12 protein-coding genes are annotated in these 17189 nt (G+C 51.5%); 9 read left to right on the forward strand and 3 right to left on the reverse strand.

Annotated elements, in window-relative coordinates; translation table 11 throughout:
- Nucleotides 1-29: 29 nt before the first annotated feature.
- Nucleotides 30-1343: a pectate lyase PelN gene (pelN, locus tag ACKQAD_RS07255; RefSeq protein ID WP_409159524.1), complete on the forward strand. Its 1314-nt coding sequence runs from the start codon at nucleotides 30-32 to the stop codon at nucleotides 1341-1343.
- Nucleotides 1344-1544: 201 nt separating this feature from the next.
- The gene (locus tag ACKQAD_RS07260; RefSeq protein ID WP_409159525.1) at nucleotides 1545-2438 is read left to right on the forward strand and encodes a YcbJ family phosphotransferase; all 894 of its coding nucleotides are present in this window, start codon (nucleotides 1545-1547) and stop codon (nucleotides 2436-2438) included.
- Here ACKQAD_RS07260 and elyC read toward each other — a convergent pair.
- Nucleotides 2390-3238, reverse strand: coding sequence for an envelope biogenesis factor ElyC (elyC, locus tag ACKQAD_RS07265; RefSeq protein WP_409159526.1), 849 nt, complete (start codon nucleotides 3236-3238; stop codon nucleotides 2390-2392). The genes ACKQAD_RS07260 and elyC overlap by 49 nt on opposite strands.
- Nucleotides 3239-3403: 165 nt before the next feature.
- Here elyC and cmoM point away from each other — a divergent pair, with 165 nt between their 5' ends.
- From cmoM to ACKQAD_RS07300, 7 genes are all read left to right on the forward strand, one after another.
- Nucleotides 3404-4189, forward strand: coding sequence for a tRNA uridine 5-oxyacetic acid(34) methyltransferase CmoM (cmoM, locus tag ACKQAD_RS07270; protein WP_409159527.1), 786 nt, complete (start codon nucleotides 3404-3406; stop codon nucleotides 4187-4189).
- On the forward strand, nucleotides 4186-5511 hold the full coding sequence (gene mukF / locus ACKQAD_RS07275) for a chromosome partition protein MukF (protein ID WP_409159528.1): 1326 nt from the start codon (nucleotides 4186-4188) through the stop codon (nucleotides 5509-5511). The genes cmoM and mukF overlap by 4 nt, the downstream gene beginning before the upstream one ends.
- The gene (mukE, locus tag ACKQAD_RS07280; RefSeq protein WP_409159529.1) at nucleotides 5492-6214 is read left to right on the forward strand and encodes a chromosome partition protein MukE; all 723 of its coding nucleotides are present in this window, start codon (nucleotides 5492-5494) and stop codon (nucleotides 6212-6214) included. Before mukF ends, mukE begins: the two co-directional genes overlap by 20 nt.
- Before the next feature lie 19 nt (nucleotides 6215-6233).
- Nucleotides 6234-10673 carry a chromosome partition protein MukB gene (gene mukB, locus ACKQAD_RS07285; RefSeq protein ID WP_409159530.1) on the forward strand — a complete coding sequence of 1480 codons (4440 nt, stop codon included), beginning with the start codon at nucleotides 6234-6236 and terminating at the stop codon, nucleotides 10671-10673.
- A 567-nt stretch (nucleotides 10674-11240) separates the two neighbouring features.
- Complete coding sequence (ldtD, locus tag ACKQAD_RS07290) at nucleotides 11241-12965, forward strand: L,D-transpeptidase (protein ID WP_409159531.1); 1725 nt, start codon at nucleotides 11241-11243, stop codon at nucleotides 12963-12965.
- A 181-nt stretch (nucleotides 12966-13146) separates the two neighbouring features.
- Complete coding sequence (gene mepK, locus ACKQAD_RS07295) at nucleotides 13147-13695, forward strand: peptidoglycan L,D-endopeptidase MepK (RefSeq protein WP_409159532.1); 549 nt, start codon at nucleotides 13147-13149, stop codon at nucleotides 13693-13695.
- A gap of 81 nt (nucleotides 13696-13776) precedes the next feature.
- Nucleotides 13777-14424, forward strand: coding sequence for an MBL fold metallo-hydrolase (locus ACKQAD_RS07300; RefSeq protein WP_409159533.1), 648 nt, complete (start codon nucleotides 13777-13779; stop codon nucleotides 14422-14424).
- Between the two features lie 78 nt (nucleotides 14425-14502).
- Here the strand turns inward: ACKQAD_RS07300 and ACKQAD_RS07305 are convergent, their stop codons facing one another.
- Both ACKQAD_RS07305 and ACKQAD_RS07310 read right to left on the reverse strand, forming a co-directional pair.
- A complete protein-coding gene (locus ACKQAD_RS07305; RefSeq protein WP_409159534.1) occupies nucleotides 14503-15693 on the reverse strand; it encodes an amino acid aminotransferase in 1191 nt (396 codons plus the stop codon).
- A 317-nt stretch (nucleotides 15694-16010) separates the two neighbouring features.
- Nucleotides 16011-17096 carry a porin gene (locus ACKQAD_RS07310; RefSeq protein WP_409159535.1) on the reverse strand — a complete coding sequence of 362 codons (1086 nt, stop codon included), beginning with the start codon at nucleotides 17094-17096 and terminating at the stop codon, nucleotides 16011-16013.
- Nucleotides 17097-17189: the final 93 nt, after the last annotated feature.

A 17189-nucleotide genomic window follows, 5' to 3' on the forward strand; every position in this document is an offset into this window, starting at 1 on the left:
TTGTTATTTCAACTAAGGACGGTAATGATATGAATGCTAAACGTTATATCACAAAATTTTTTCTCGGCGGTATGTTGATGGGGATTGCGGCGGGTAGCAGCGCAGCAGTTTATTACATGGCACCCAACGGCAATGACGCGAGTAACGGCAGTAAAAACTCGCCTTGGAAAACAATCGATCGTGCGCAGAAAACCTTAACTCCCGGCGACCGCCTGTGGATCCGTGGCGGTAAATACGTGTTCACCAAGGGACTGAACGTCTGTTCCACGCGTACTGATGTGGTGAACGCAATTACGCTGAATAAAAGCGGCACGGAAGGTAAGCGCATTGAATATTGGGCGTACAGTGGAGAAGTGCCCGTTTTTGATTTCAGCCAGATGCAGGATGATTGCCGCGTCAAGGGTTTCAATGTTGTTGCAGATTGGATCTCTCTGAAAGGGTTGGAAATCACCGGTGTTCCGCAGCGTAATAACCTTAACCATGAATCCTGGGGGGTGTGGATCAGGGGCAGTAATAATATATTCGAGCAGTTAAATATCCACCATATTATGGGTACGGGTTTGTTTATCCAGCGAGGGGGATATAATCTGGTATTGAATAGCGACTCTCACCATAATTACGACCCGTTGACATCGAATGGTGCAGGCCAAAGTGGAGATGGATTTGGTGCGCATATCCCGGCTAATCAGCCAGGTAATATTTTCCGGGGTTGCCGGGCGTGGTCAAATTCGGATGATGGCTTCGATTTAATTAATGCCTATTCTCCGGTGCTGATTGAAAACTCCTGGGCCTGGTCACACGGCTATTTACCGGGAACGACGCAGTCGCTGTCAGCAGGTAATGGTAATGGTTTTAAAATCGGTGGTTATGGTGGCGTTTATGTGGCAAATGCGGTGAAGCATACCGTGCGTAATTCAGTTGCGTTTTTAAATAAAGCAGCCGGTTTTTATGCCAACCACCATCCGGTAGCGAACGATTTCTTTAACAACACGGGCTATAAAAATAACCCTAACTTTAATATCCGCGGTATTGATGCAAACGGAAAAGCGATTGGACTGGGTACCCTACGTAATAACGTATCTCATGGTGGTAAAGACCTGTCGTTCTCCGATGGCGCGAACATGCGCTATAACTCATGGGATCTGAAAATTACAGTATCAGATTCTGACTTCGAGAGCGTTTCCATGACCGGCTGGGATGCACCGCGTCAGGCTGACGGCAGCTTGCCAGTGCTGAAGAGCCTGCACCTTGCGTCAGGTAGTGCGCTGATCAATAAGGGTGGGAATGTCAAATTGCCTTACAAAGGTTCAGCGCCAGATCTGGGTGCTTTTGAACGCGAATGATGGTGGAGTGTGAATACATTCGCTTGTCACTCACGCTACCTTCTGCTGACGCGCAGGGGATAGTGCAGTAATAACGTCGGCAGGGCGTGTTCCCTGCCGTCATTGATCCTCCTTATATTTGATCTGCGTTGAAGAATTTGTCCTCTGCTCGCCGCATCATGGTGAGTGGAGTCATTTGGCTCAACGGAGGTATAGCCGTTTATGGAACAGTTGAAGTCGGAGCTCAGCACGGTGTTGGGGGAAAGCCTCAGTCGGCTTGAGTGCATAAGCGAACAGCCCTATGCGGATCTGTATGCCTTGTATGATAAAGAAGGCAACGCCATTCCTTTGTTGGCTAAAAGCTATGTGTGCCAGGGGGTGGCGCAGCAGGAGGCCTACAAGCTCTCAATGCTGGCGCGTGAAGGTGATGTTCGTTTGCCAACGGTTTACGGGCTGATGTTGACACAGCAGCAACCGTATCGGGAACTGTTGCTGATTGAGCGCTTGCGTGGCGTGTCGGTGGAGGCACCACCAAGAAGTGGTCATCGCTGGACGCTGCTGATGGATCAGATTATTGAAAGCGTATTAGCCTGGCATCGTATTGATAGCCATGGTTGCGTCGGTTCTGTCGATAGCACGCAGGACAACGACTGGGCGAGTTGGTATCAACAACGTGTGGAAGTGTTGTGGTCGACGCTACTCAATGTCAATGCGCCGCAGCTGACGCAGCAGAATCGAGGCGTGCTTTATCGTTCTCGCCAATGTTTATCGATGCTGTTTGAAGATTTTGAGGATGGCTGTGTGCTGGTACACGGTAATCTTTCGCTGCGCAGCATGTTGAAGGATGCGCGTAGCGATCAGCTATTGGCGATGATTAATCCGGGCATGATGCTATGGGCGCCCAGAGAGTATGAACTCTTCCGGCTTTGTGAATCCGGCATGCCGGAGCAGTTGCTTTATCACTACCTGAAACAGGCACCGGTAGCGGAGTCCTTTGTCTACCGGCGCTGGCTGTATGCTATCTGGGAAGCGGTGGCCCGCTATATCCATACGGGTCAATTAGACCGTCAGCTATTTGACGTGGCTTCGCGGGAGCTGTCCCCTTGGCTGGAATGAGTCTGCGGCCGCTCGGCGTTGTGCGGTGTCGCTGAGGTTCCCTTCAGCCATTGCCAGAGGCGGCCGAGCGTTTCATACCAGGCGCGTTCGCTGTGCGATAAATAGTACGCGGAAGGAAAGACTTTCTCCCACGGGTTGAGTGCGGACGTGATCGCCATCTGATTTGCCGGAGCAGGAATTGGCGCAAGCCCCTGAGCCTGAAAGAATCGTATAGCGCGCGGCAAGTGGTTGGCCGAGGTCACCAGCAAGAAAGGGCGATTGCCAACAATCTTCGCGGTTGCCTCCGCTTCTTCTTCTGTATCCCTTGGCGTATCCAGAATGACGATATCCTGTGGCGGAATACCCAGGCTTTCTGCTACCAGCGCCGCAGTTTTCGCACTGCTGACAGGGTTACCCTGCGCTGCTGCGCCGGTAAAAATCAATTTTGCGCCGGGGTTGGCGTGATAAAGGCGAATGCCTTCCGTAACGCGCGGGAGGCTGTTGCTGATGAGATTGGAACTGGGTGCCCATTCCGCGTTATAGGTATACCCCCCACCTAGCACGACGATATAATTGGTTTTGCTCGCCTGCGGCGTTTGCCGCCAGGTTGGGTAGTGTGATTCCAGTGGTAGCAGCAACCTGTCAGCGATAGGTTGCAGACTGAGCAGGATAAGCGCCAGCCAACTGGTTACTATTATCGTTTTTCCCATACGCTGTTGTTGGGTAAACCAGAGCAGCAGCAGGCCAACACCCATCAGAAGCAAGAGCAATGGCAGAGGCTGCAGCAGGCCACCGACGAACTTTTTGAGTGTGAAAAGCATAAAATTGCATTCCTTTTGAGTGAAAAACCCGCATCCGGGAAGATATCATGCGGTAAGGCCATTTATTCTAAGCCAGCCTGTGCCAAAATGGCAGGCTGGAAAAATCGCATCGCGCAGACACGTGCTGCACGAGATCCCCGTTTATATGATGCGGAACAATGACTGATGCAGGATCGCAATTTTAACGATATCGCCGAAAAATTTGCTCAGAATATCTATGGCACAACGAAGGGGAGACTTCGGCTGGCGGTATTGTGGCAGGATCTTCGCGATCTTTTGACCCGACTTCCGGCACGGCCGTTGCGCATCCTTGATGCGGGAGGCGGTGAAGGGCAGATGGCGTGTCGTCTGGCGGCTTTAGGACATCAGGTATTGTTGTGCGATGTTTCCGATGAGATGATTCAGCGCGCCAAAAACGCAGCAGCGGCGCAGGGCGTCGTCCATAATATGCGTTTTGTGCAGTGTGCCGCACAGGATATCGCGCAATATATGGAAAGCCCCGTCGATCTGATATTGTTCCACGCGGTGCTGGAGTGGGTTGCGCAACCGCAGCAAATGCTGAAAATATTGTATGATTGCCTGTCACCGGGCGGCGCGCTGTCTTTGATGTTTTATAACCATCACGGGCTGTTGATGCGTAACATGGTGCTGGGCAACTTTGATTATGTTCAGGCCGGAATGCCGAAGAACAAACGGCGATCGCTATCGCCAGATCACCCACTGGATCCGCAAGCCGTGTACGGCTGGCTTGATGAAATGGGGCTGACCATTAGCGGAAAAACTGGCGTGCGTGTGTTTCATGACTATCTACAGAATAAGCAGCAGCAAATTGATAAATTTGACGACATTCTTGAGCTCGAACAGCGGTATTGTCGGCAAGAGCCTTTTGTGAGTTTGGGCCGTTATATCCATGTCATGGCGCATAAACCCCATTTGAAGGATGCATTATGAGTGATTTTTCCCAGACTGTACCCGAACTGGTCGCCTGGGCACGAAAAAACGATTTCTCCATTTCTCTCCCCACCGAACGTCTGGCGTTTTTGATGGCGATCGCCACGCTTAACGGCGAACGCATGGATGGTGAAATGAGTGAAGGTGAGCTGATTGATGCCTTCCGTCATGTGAGTCAGGGATTTGATCAGACAAACGAAACCATTACCCTCCGCGCCAATAACGCGATTAACGATCTGGTGCGCCAGCGGTTGCTTAACCGCTTTACCAGCGAACAGGTGGAAGGTAATGCGATTTATCGTCTGACGCCCCTTGGGATCGGCATTACCGATTATTATATCCGGCAGCGTGAGTTTTCGACGCTGCGGCTTTCCATGCAACTCTCTATTGTGGCGCAGGAGTTGAGTCGTGCAGCCGATGCAGCGGAAGAAGGCGGCGATGAGTTTCACTGGCATCGCAATGTGTTTGCGCCGCTGAAATATTCCGTAGCTGAAATTTTTGACAGCATCGATCTGTCACAGCGCGTGATGGATGAGCAACAGCAGGGCGTGAAAGACGATATCGCGGCGCTATTAAACCAGGACTGGCGGGCAGCGATAAGCAGTTGTGAACAACTGCTGACGGAAACGTCGTCTACGCTGCGTGAATTGCAGGATACGCTGGAAGCCGCAGGCGACAAGTTGCAGGCGAGTCTGTTGAGCATTCAGGATGCGATTATGAATAATGCGCATAATCTGGAATTTGTCGACAAACTGGTGTTTGACCTGCAAAACAAACTCGATCGTATTGTGAGTTGGGGACAGCAGACGATAGATCTGTGGATTGGTTACGACCGCCACGTACATAAGTTTATCCGTACCGCGATAGATATGGATAAAAACCGTGTCTTTGCTCAGCGCCTGCGTCAGTCTGTGCAGCGCTATTTCGATAGCCCCTGGGCGCTGACGTTCGCCAACGCGGATCGTCTGCTGGATATGCGTGACGAAGAACTGACGCTGCGTAGTGAAGAAGTGACCGGTGAACTGCCGCCGGAGCTGGAATACGAAGAGTTTAGTGAAATGCGCGAACAACTGATCGCGCTGGTCGAGCAGGCGCTGCATAAATATAAAGCGCAACAGATTCCGCTGGACTTGGGGGAAGTGATGCGGGAATACCTCGCGCAGCATCCTCGCTCGCGGCATTTTGATGTTGCCCGAATCGTGGTCGACCAGGCAGTACGCCTGGGCGTAGCCGAAGCAGATTTCACCGGATTACCCGCATTGTGGCGGGCAATCAATGATTACGGAGCTAAGGTGCAGGCCCATGTCATCGACAAATATTGAACAATTTATGCCAGTGAAGCTGGCAACCGCGCTGTCGAATAACCTCTTTCCTGCGTTGGACAGCCAATTGCGCGCCGGGCGTCATATTGGCATTGAAGAACTGGAGAACCACGTATTTCTGATGGATTTCCAGGAAGTGCTGGAGGAATTCTACAGCCGCTACAACGTGGAGTTGATTCGCGCGCCGGAAGGCTTTTTCTATCTGCGTCCGCGCTCCACCACGCTAATCTCTCGCTCGGTGCTGTCTGAGCTGGATATGATGGTAGGGAAAATTCTCTGTTATCTCTATCTAAGCCCGGAGCGTTTGGCTCATGAAGGCATTTTCAGCCAGCAGGAGCTGTATGAAGAACTGCTGAGTCTGGCAGATGAAAGCAAGTTGTTGAAGCTGGTTAACCAGCGCTCTACCGGTTCCGATTTGGATCGCCAGAAGCTACAGGAAAAAGTCAGAACGTCGCTGAATCGCTTGCGCCGGCTAGGTATGATCTACTTTATGGGCAATGACGGTAGCAAATTCAGAATTACCGAATCGGTGTTCCGCTTCGGGGCCGATGTGCGTAGCGGCGATGATGCACGTGAAGCACAGCTACGCATGATTCGCGATGGTGAAGCGATGCCTGTTGAGGGTAGTTTGTCGCTGAAAGATGACAGTGATGACAATGATCGCACCGATGAGACCACGCCGGAAACGGGCGAGGATGAATAAGTGTTGAGGATGAACAGGAATGATTGAACGCGGTAAATTTCGCTCACTAACGCTGGTCAACTGGAACGGCTTTTTCGCTCGCACCTTCGATCTGGATGAACTGGTGACGACGTTATCTGGCGGTAATGGCGCAGGAAAATCCACCACGATGGCGGCCTTTATTACGGCGCTGATCCCTGACCTGACGTTGCTGCATTTTAGAAACACGACGGAAGCTGGTGCCACCAGTGGTTCTCGCGATAAAGGTCTGCACGGTAAATTACGTGCTGGTGTCTGCTATTCCACGCTGGATGTTGTTAACTCGCGCCATCAGCGCGTGCTGGTTGGCGTGCGTCTTCAGCAGGTTGCAGGGCGCGACCGTAAAGTCGATATTAAGCCTTTTACCATTCAGGGATTACCGACAGCCGTACAGCCGACGCAAATTTTGACGCAAGGGGTCGGCGATCGTCAGGCGCGAGTGCTTAATTTGCAGGAACTGAAAGAACGCGTCGAAGAGATGGAAGGCGTTCAGTTCAAGCAATTTAACTCCATTACCGACTACCACTCGCTGATGTTTGATTTAGGCGTCGTGCCGCGTCGCTTGCGTTCTGCTTCCGATCGCAGCAAGTTCTATCGCCTGATCGAAGCCTCGCTGTATGGCGGTATCTCCAGCGCCATTACTCGCTCGCTGCGTGACTATTTGCTGCCGGAAAACAGCGGTGTGCGCAAAGCGTTTCAGGATATGGAAGCGGCGTTGCGTGAAAACCGCATGACGCTGGAAGCGATTCGCGTGACCCAGTCCGATCGCAATCTGTTTAAACACCTGATCTCTGAAGCGACGTCCTATGTTGCCGCTGACTACATGCGGCACGCCAATGAGCGTCGCATTCATCTGGATGGGGCGCTGGAATTGCGTCGCGATCTGTTCTCCAGCCGTAAGCAACTGTCGAGCGAGCAGTATCGTCATGTGGAAATGGCGCGGGAGTTAGCGGAACAGAGCGGCGCTGAAGGCGATCTGGAAACGGATTATCAGGCGGCCAGCGACCATCTGAATCTGGTGCAGACCGCGATGCGCCAACAGGAGAAAATCGAGCGTTATAACGCCGATCTGGAAGAATTGAGCTATCGCCTCGAAGAACAGAACGAGGTGGTGGAAGAAGCGCGGGAGCAGCAGGCGGAAAACGAAGAGCGTGCTGATGCTGCCGAACTGGAAGTGGATGAACTGAAAAGCCAGCTTGCCGATTATCAGCAGGCGCTGGACGTACAGCAAACTCGTGCCATTCAGTATCAGCAGGCACAGCAGGCGTTGGAACGCGCCCGCACGCTGTGTCAACTGCCGGATTTAACGGCAGATAACGCGGACAAATGGCTGGATAGCTATCAGGCGAAAGAGCAGGAAACGACAGAAATTTTGTTGATGCTGGAGCAAAAACTGAGCGTGGCCGATGCGGCGCACGGCCAGTTTGAGCAAGCCTATCAGTTGGTGAGTAAGATTGCCGGTGCCGTTAATCGCAACGAAGCTTGGCAAGTCGCGCGCGACTTGCTGCGCGACAGCTCTTCGCAACGCTATCAGGCGGAGCGGGTACAACCGCTGCGGATGCGCCTGTCTGAGCTGGAACAACGGCTGCGTGAGCAGCAGGATGCTGAGCGGCTATTGCAAGATTTCAGCAAACGTAACGGTCAGGAGTATCAACCGGAAGAGTTGGAGTCGCTCCAGCAAGAGCTTGATGCCCGCATCGAAACCCTGTCATCACTCGTGGCGGAAGCGGGTGAGCGTCGCATGGCGTTGCGTCAGGAACTGGAGCAAATCCAGCAGCGTATTCAGAAACTGACAGTGCGTGCGCCAGTCTGGCTGGCGGCACAGGAAATGCTGACGCAACTGAGCGAACAAAGCGGCGAAACGTTTGAAGATAGCCGTCAGGTGACGGAGTTCATGCAGCAGTTGCTTGAGCGCGAGCGTGAAACCACGGTTGAGCGTGACGACATTGCTGCCCGCAAGCGGCAGATCGAAGCACAAATTGAGCGACTAAGCCAGCCAGGTGGTTCAGAAGATCCGCGCTTGAACGCGCTGGCGGAACGCTTTGGCGGCGTGCTGCTGTCTGAAATTTATGATGATGTCACACTAGACGACGCGCCGTACTTCTCGGCGCTTTATGGCCCATCCCGCCATGCGATTGTCGTCGCCGATCTTTCGCTGGTGCGTGAACAGCTTGCCGGCCTGGAAGATTGCCCGGAAGATCTGTATCTGATCGAGGGTGATCCGCAGTCGTTTGATGACAGCGTGTTTGCCGTTGAAGAACTGGAACGTGCGGTAGTGGTGAAAGTCGCGGAGCGCCAGTGGCGTTATTCTCGCTTCCCTGACGTGCCGCTGTTTGGCCGCGCCGCGCGGGAAATGCGTCTGGAAAGCCTGCGTGATGAGCGAGAAGCGTTGGCCGAACAGTATGCGACGCTGTCGTTTGACGTGCAGAAAACGCAGCGCTTGCACCAGTCTTTCAGCCGCTTTATCGGTACGCATCTGGCTGTCGTTTTTGATGAAGATCCCGAAGCGGAAATTCGCACGCTCAGTTCCCGCCGCGGCGAGCTGGATCGTGCGATTGCCAACTTTGACGGCGAGAACCAGCAGCAGCGCCAACAATATGAACAAGCGAAAGAGGCCAGCGTACAGCTGAATAAGCTGATTCCGCGTATGGGCCTGCTTTGCGACGAGACATTGCAGGATCGCGTGGAAGAGATTCGTGCCGAGCTGGATGAAACCGAAGAGTCTGCCCGTTTCATTCAACAGCATGGTGCGACGCTGGTTAAGCTGGAACCGCTGGTTTCAGTCTTGCAAAGCGACCCGCAGCAGCATGAGCAGTTGCAGGAAGATTATGCTCAGGCTCAGAACGCACAGCGGCAGGCAAAACAGCAGGCGTTTGCGTTGACCGAAGTGGTGCAGCGCCGTGCGCACTTCAGCTATGCCGATTCTGCCGGCATGCTGGGTGAAAATACCGGCTTGAATGACAAACTGCGTCATCGTCTGGAAATGGCTGAGGCGGAACGGGCAAAAGCGCGCGAACAACTTCGCCAGCATCAGGCACAGTTGACGCAGTACAGTCAGGTTCAGGCGTCGCTGAAAAGTTCTTACGATGCCAAACAGGATATGCTGAAGGAGTTGACGCAAGAGCTTCTGGATATCGGCGTACGTGCGGATTCCGATGCCGAAGAGCGTGCCCGCCAGCGCCGTGATGAGTTGCATGTGGCATTAAGCACCAACCGTTCACGGCGTAACCAGTTGGAAAAACAGATTACGTTCTGTGAAGCCGAAATGGACAGTTTGCAGAAGAAATTGCGCAAGCTGGAGCGTGATTATCACCAGATGCGCGAGCAGGTTGTCACGGCGAAAGCGGGTTGGTGTGCGGTTATGCGTTTGGTGAAAGATAACGGCGTTGAACGTCGTCTGCACCGTCGCGAGCTGGCCTATATAGAAGGCGATGAACTGCGTTCCATGTCGGATAAGGCGCTGGGGGCGCTGCGTCTGGCGGTGGCGGATAACGAACATCTGCGCGATGTGCTGCGGCTTTCAGAAGATCCTAAACGGCCAGAGCGCAAGATTCAGTTCTACATTGCTGTTTACCAGCATCTGCGCGAGCGTATCCGTCAGGATATTATCCGCACCGATGACCCGGTAGAAGCGATTGAGCAGATGGAAATTGAGCTTAATCGTCTGACTGAAGAGTTGACGGCGCGTGAACAAATGCTGGCAATCAGCTCACGCAGCGTGGCCAACATCATTCGTAAAACGATCCAGCGTGAGCAGAACCGCATTCGAATGCTGAACCAGGGACTGCAAGCGGTAGCGTTTGGTCAGGTGAAGAGCGTTCGTCTGAACGTCAACGTGCGCGAAACGCATACTACGCTGCTTAATGTATTATCCGAGCAGCAGGACATGCATCAGGATCTGTTTAACAGCAACCGCCTGACCTTCTCGGAAGCGTTGGCAAAACTGTATCAGCGCCTGAATCCTGAAATTGATATGGGACAGCGTACGCGGCAAACGATCGGTGAAGAGCTGCTGGACTACCGAAACTACCTTGAAATGGAAGTTGAGGTGAACCGGGGCGCTGATGGGTGGCTGAGAGCGGAAAGTGGGGCACTGTCTACCGGGGAAGCGATTGGTACCGGGATGTCAATTCTGGTCATGGTGGTACAGAGCTGGGAAGAAGAGTCAAAGCGCCTGCGTGGCAAAGATATTATTCCATGCCGTTTGCTCTTCCTCGATGAGGCGGCACGTCTCGATGCCAAATCGATCGCCACGCTATTCGAGCTGTGCGATCGTCTGGAGATGCAGTTAGTCATCGCGGCACCGGAAAACATCAGCCCCGAAAAAGGGACGACGTATAAGCTAGTGCGTAAGGTCTACCAAAACAACGAGCACGTCCATGTGGTCGGGCTACGTGGTTTCGGAGCGGAAGCGCCTGAGACACAAGAGCAAGCTTCGTAGGGGGGCGCGATAAATATTATCGTTGCCAACGTTGCAGCACTTTTCCTCTATAATGATAAAGCCGCTTTTAAGCGGTTTTATTTTTTTCGTAAAAAGTTACGTAAAGAGAATGCTGACGGTGAATAGAATAGGTTCATCAAACTCGCGAGATAATAGCCGGAAGAAGAAGCAAAAATATTTTTCTCTTTATATACTGACGGTAAAACGAGTGCAGGCCGTATACTCGTCATACTTCAAGTTGCATGTGCGTTGGCTACGTTCAGTCACCCGAATCGCTTACCTGAGTAAGCTCATCGGGATTCCCTCACTTGCCGCCTGCCTGAAACTCGAATTATTTAGAGTATAGAAGGATTTGCGGTTGTATATTGTACCGTTTTGACCGTGAATAGCGGGCGCTATATAAACAACGATCATATCTCATTATTTATCGTTTTCTACAATGGAAAACGAAGAAATGAGCTTACGCCAGTGTGACCGTATGCGAGCGAATTTGGTTTGTTATTTCCATGTTTAACGTCGTGGATTGTCGTAAAAGCATAGTGATTAATAAGTACAGGGGATAAATGGATGTTGTTGTTACATAAACGAAAAATAGTCAGGCTGCTGTTGCACGTGGGTTGTATTTGGGTCGGAAGCCTATCTCTTTCGTTTTCGGTGCTGGCGACATCTCCGACGGTGGTATCCGGCTTAGCGCGAAGCTCAGGCGTGGTGTCTGTAGAAAATAGCCGTGCAGGGCTTCTGTCAACGCTGCCGCACGGTATGACGTTACATTATCTCTCTGACCTATCATTGCTTTATACCCAACATCAGATGCAACCGATGTGGGCGGATAACCGCGCGGTGCAACAGTTTCAGCAGCAGCTTGCCGAAGTGGCGATCGCAGGTGTACAACCGCAGTTCACCTCGTGGGTGACCTGGCTGACCGATCCGCAATTGACCGGGTTTGCGCGAGATGTTGTTTTATCCGATGCGATGCTGGGTTATTTGCAGTTCGTCTCTGGAGTAGAGCGCAACGGCAATGATTGGTTGTACAGCAGTGTGCCTTATCGTTTGCAATCGCCAGCAATCAATATCGTTTCTCAATGGCAACAGGCCGTGAAATCCGGCACCAGCGCCGCCTATGTCGTTTCGCTGGCACCGCAGCATTCGCAGTACGCCAAAATGCATGAGGCGCTGAAGACGATGCTGACGGACAATCGTCCGTGGCCGAGTCTGAATATGACAGAATCTCTTCGTCCAGAGCAACAGAGCCGAGAGCTGGCTATACTGCGTGAAATTCTGCAACGTACCGGTATGCTATCGTCAACGGAGAGTATTACGCTGTTTAACGAAAATGCCGCAGCGACGACGGTAGCGACTGGGCAGGCTCTGGCCTATAGCGATGATCTCTATACCGGAGAGCTGGTTGAAGCGGTGAAACGCTTCCAGCATTGGCAAGGTCTGGAAGACGACGGCGTCATTGGTAAGCGTACGCGCGATTGGCTCAATGTTTCCCCGCAAATGCGCGCAACGCTGCTAGCGCTGAATATTCAGCGTCTGCGCCTGCTGCCGGATAATGTGCACACCGGCATTATGGTGAACATCCCAAATTATTCGCTGATCTATTATCAGGATGGTGCTGAGCGTTTATCGTCGCGCGTTATTGTGGGGCAGCCTAAGCGTAAGACGCCGTTGATGAGCAGCTTGCTGTATAATGTGGTAGTCAATCCGCCGTGGAATGTCCCGACGACGCTGACGCGACAGGATATCATCCCTAAAGTGGTTCGCGATCCCGGTTATCTACAGCGCCATGGCTACACGGTGTTATCCGACTGGAGTCAGGATGCTGAAGTGATCGACCCTTCGATGATCGATTGGCAGATGGTGTCGGCAGAGCGCTTCCCTTATCGCTTGCGTCAGGCATCTGGTGCGAATAACTCGCTGGGGCGTTATAAATTCAATATGCCGAACTCAGAGGCGATTTATTTGCACGACACGCCTAATCATAATCTGTTCCAGCGCGATATCCGGGCGCTGAGCTCCGGATGTGTGCGAGTTAATAAGGCATCGGAACTGGCTAGCATGCTGCTACAGGACGCGGGATGGAATAACAGTCGAATTTCTTCTACGCTTGATCAGGGAAATACTACCTTTGTTTCAATGAAACACCGGATTCCGGTCAATCTCTATTATCTGACGGCGTGGGTGGGTGAAGATGGCAGACCGCAGTTCCGCACAGATATTTACAATTATGATGATACCGCCCGAGCTGGGACGAAAGTGCTCTCCAGAGCGGGGTTATTGCTTCAGTAAGCATTGAAAATACGGACATTAGTCGTACCAGTATTTTATCGTTTTGCGGGGGAGCGATGCGATCTCCCGCAAACCTGTGAGCATAGCGGGTTGACTCACTTTTCTCTGGCAGTTAAGGTTCAAGGCGGTACGTTTTATGCCTCCCTTTAATACCGTTTTTTAGCCAGGGTACTTGCTCTCTATGGATCACATTGACAATCATCGCCGTAAGTGGCTTGCACTAGGTGGTGCCGCGTTGGGTATCGCACTGCTTCCCGGTCAGGCATTTGCAACGTTATCTACCCCCCGACCACGAATTTTGACGTTGGATAATCTGAATACCGGAGAACGGCTGAAAACGGAATTCTTTGATGGTAAACGGTATAACAAATCAGAACTCTCCCGCCTGAATCACTTTTTCCGCGACTACCGTGCGAATAAAGTCAAAACGATTGACCCCCAACTTTTCGACCAACTTTATCGTTTACAGGTTATGTTGGGCACCAACAAGCCTGTACAGCTGATTTCTGGTTATCGTGCGATAGATACGAATAATGAATTACGTGCGCATAGCAGAGGTGTGGCAAAGCAGAGCTATCACACGAAAGGCCAGGCGATGGATTTCCACATTGAAGGCGTTCAACTGGCCAACATTCGTAAAGCGGCGATAAAGATGCGTGCGGGTGGAGTTGGCTACTACCCACGCAGTGGTTTTGTTCACATCGACACCGGTCCGGTCCGCACCTGGTAACCTGCTACAGCAGCGCTACACTTTTTCTGATACGGTTCGTTAATCCAGACGAGCCGCTCAGTGTATTCAACATGGAGTGATATGAAATATCAAATTGTTCCAGTGACGGCATTTAGCCAGAACTGCACGTTGCTATGGTGTGAAAAAACCAATGAGGCTGCCATTGTCGATCCCGGTGGAGAGGCTGAAAAAATCAAACGCGCCGTTGCGGATGCAGGGTTTTCGGTTAAGCAGATTCTGTTAACGCACGGCCACTTGGATCATGTTGGCGCGGCGGCGGAATTGGCTGAGCATTATCAGGTAGCGATTGTTGGCCCACAGATTGAAGATGCATTCTGGCTGGAAGGATTACCGGCACAAAGCCGGATGTTTGGCTTGGAAGAGTGTGCGCCGCTTACGCCATCGCGCTGGCTACAGGAAGGCGATGAAGTGACAGTGGGGGAGACAACGCTGGCGGTTTTTCATTGCCCTGGTCATACTCCCGGCCATATTGTTTTCTTTGATGCGGAATCACGGCTGGCACAGGTGGGCGATGTTATTTTCAACGGCGGCGTGGGGCGTAGCGATTTCCCACAGGGTAACCATCAGGCGCTGATTGCGTCCATCAAGAATAAGCTGCTGCCGCTGGGTGACGATGTGACGTTTATTCCAGGACACGGCCCGATGTCGACATTAGGACATGAGCGTAAAACGAATCCTTTCCTGCGTGAAGATGCCGCGATTTGGTAATCAACCGCCTGTTTTATCGGTAAACGGATGAAACAAAAAAGCCGACACGGTGTGTCGGCTTTTTTGATCGCAGAACGATCAGAGTACGGCAACAATCGCTTCGCAGAGCGGAGCCATATTTTCCGGGGTCATTCCCGCAACGTTGATACGGCCAGAATTCACCGCGTAAACGCCGAATTCGTCACGCAGACGCAGAACCTGCTCTTTGGTCAAGCCGCTGAATGAGAACATCCCATTCTGGTTGATGATGAAAGAGAAATCCTGCTGTGCGCCTTTTTCCTGCAAGGTATTCACGAACAACTGACGCATACGTTGAATACGTTCACGCATCGCCGTCAGTTCCTGTTCCCAAATGGCTTTCAATGCGTCGTTGCCCAGAATGGTCGCAACAACGGTCGCGCCGTGTGACGGTGGGTTAGAGTAGTTTGCGCGAATAGCGGCTTTCACCTGGCTGAATGCTTTGTCTGCTGTTGCAGCATCCGCGGCTACCAGCGTACAGGCACCAACGCGCTCATTGTACAAACCGAAGTTTTTAGAGTACGAACTGCATACGATCAGTTCATTGTGCTTCGCGGCGAAGAGTCGCAGACCTTCTGCATCTTCTTCGAGTCCACGAGCAAAGCCCTGATAGGCGAAGTCAAACAAGGGCAACCAGCCTTTTGCTACTGACAGTTCTGCCAATGTAGCCCACTGTTCAGCAGTAGGATCGATGCCAGTTGGGTTATGACAGCAGCCGTGGAACAGTACCACATCACCCGCCTGTGCAGCCTTCAGGCTGTTCAGCAGGCCATCGAAATCCAGTGCATGGTTAGCGGCATCGTAGTAATCATATTGGCAGACTTCCAAACCGACGGCTGAGAACACGTTGTTGTGATTTGGCCAGGTCGGATTGCTGATCCAAATGCGCTTTGCAGACGTCTGATTGGCAATGAAATCAGCCGCTACACGCAGCGCACCGGTTCCGCCTGGGGTTTGCGCCGTACGGGCACGTTTGTCGGCAATGATAGCGTTCTGCTTGCCAAACAATAGCTCCTGCGTGCACTGACCGAATGCTGGCAGACCGTCAATGCCCAGATAGTTTTTGGTGGTTTCATTTTCCAGCAGATACTGTTCTGCTTTTTTTACGCTGATTAGAACCGGAGTCTTGCCGGTTTCATCTTTATAGACACCAATACCTAGATTGATTTTATTCGCGCGATCATCGGCGCGGAAAAGATCGGTCAGCCCGAGAATAGGATCGGCTGGTGCGGCAGAGATATTTTCAAACATTGCCAGAATGTTCCATACATGAGATGAAATAAGAATTCTCAGAGTACCGTCAGTCAAAGGCTTTGCCAACCGTTGATGTTAAAAAGAAAGGGAAATAACAGCGAGGAGGAGAGAGACAAAATAAAAGACTGGTCAGGTAAGCATAATTGGTGCTGCGGGGGGGAGAGCAGAAACGAAAACGTGAGAAGCATGTTCGAAAGCTACTTACTGCGGCTTGTAAGGGGAGTATTAACCGGCTGAGATAAAAAAAGACAGGGCAGAAGCCCTGTCTTTTCAGGCATACGAACGATTAACTCGTTACGTTATGTGATGCCAACTTAGAACTGGTAAATGACACCGACGTTTACGGTATCGTTGTTAGCGATGCCGTACGCATTGTCTTTATCGATCAGGTTGATATCGTATTCAGTGTAAGCAGAGAAGTTTTTGTTGAAGGCGTAAGTCGCACCAACACTTGCGTATTTCACTGCGTAATCATTACGGCCAGTGTTGGTAGCACCAGCGGTGTCTACTTTGTCTTTACGGGAAACGTAAGCCAGAGTAGGAGTCAAACCAAAGTCGAAGTTATATTGAGCAACGACTTCAAAAATTGTGCTCTTATCAGCGATACCATTGCTACCATTGATTCTATAGAAATTGCTGGCTTCGCCATAAATTGCTGCCAGATAAACATTGTTCGCGTCATATTTCACACCAGTTGACCATACGTCTGCACGGTCACCACCAGCACCAACGGTTGCAGTTTGCTGCGGGCCAGTACGCTCATAAGAACCATAAGAAGCAATAACACCAACGCCGATATCAGTGTCATAAGACAGAGAGGTTGCCCATGCATCGCCGTGGTTGCGATCAATACGCGAAGAAGAACCATCATCTTTAGCAACGTATTGCAAACCGAAGCCCAGATTATCAACTAAGCCAAACAGGTTAGTAGTACGGTAGGTCGCTGCGTTACCGATACGTCCAGTCAGGGTATCAGTAATGCTGCTGTCGCCACCATTTTCTGGCAGTACGTCAGTGTATGACAGACCGTCATAAGCTACACCCAGGTTACGACCGTAGTCAAAAGAACCAAAATCACCAAATTTCAGACCAGCAAACGCGTAGCGGGTTTTGTTATCGGAAGTGCTTAAAGAGTCTTCGGCGCTGCTACCATCGAACTGATACTCAAAACGACCATAACCGGTAAGATCGCTAGTGATTTGTGTCTCACCTTTGAAGCCAAAACGTGCATAAGTATTATCTGAGTTGTCTACTTCTTGATTATTAAAAGTATAACCAGCATGTACGCGTCCAGTCAGATCCAGCTTGTTGCCGTCTTTGTTATAAACTTCAGCAGCGTTGGCTGCGCCAGCGACTAACAGAGCTGGGATTACTACTGCAAGAATGTTGCGTTTCATCATTATTACCCTCATTGGTGTTATTTAGATACCTGCCACTGCCATAAATAATTCTTTACGGAACTATTCCTGAAAGTTTGGTGTCTTCCTGTGTCT

Source organism: Pectobacterium artocarpous (assembly GCF_046159765.1).
Taxonomy (GTDB): Bacteria; Pseudomonadota; Gammaproteobacteria; order Enterobacterales; family Enterobacteriaceae; genus Pectobacterium.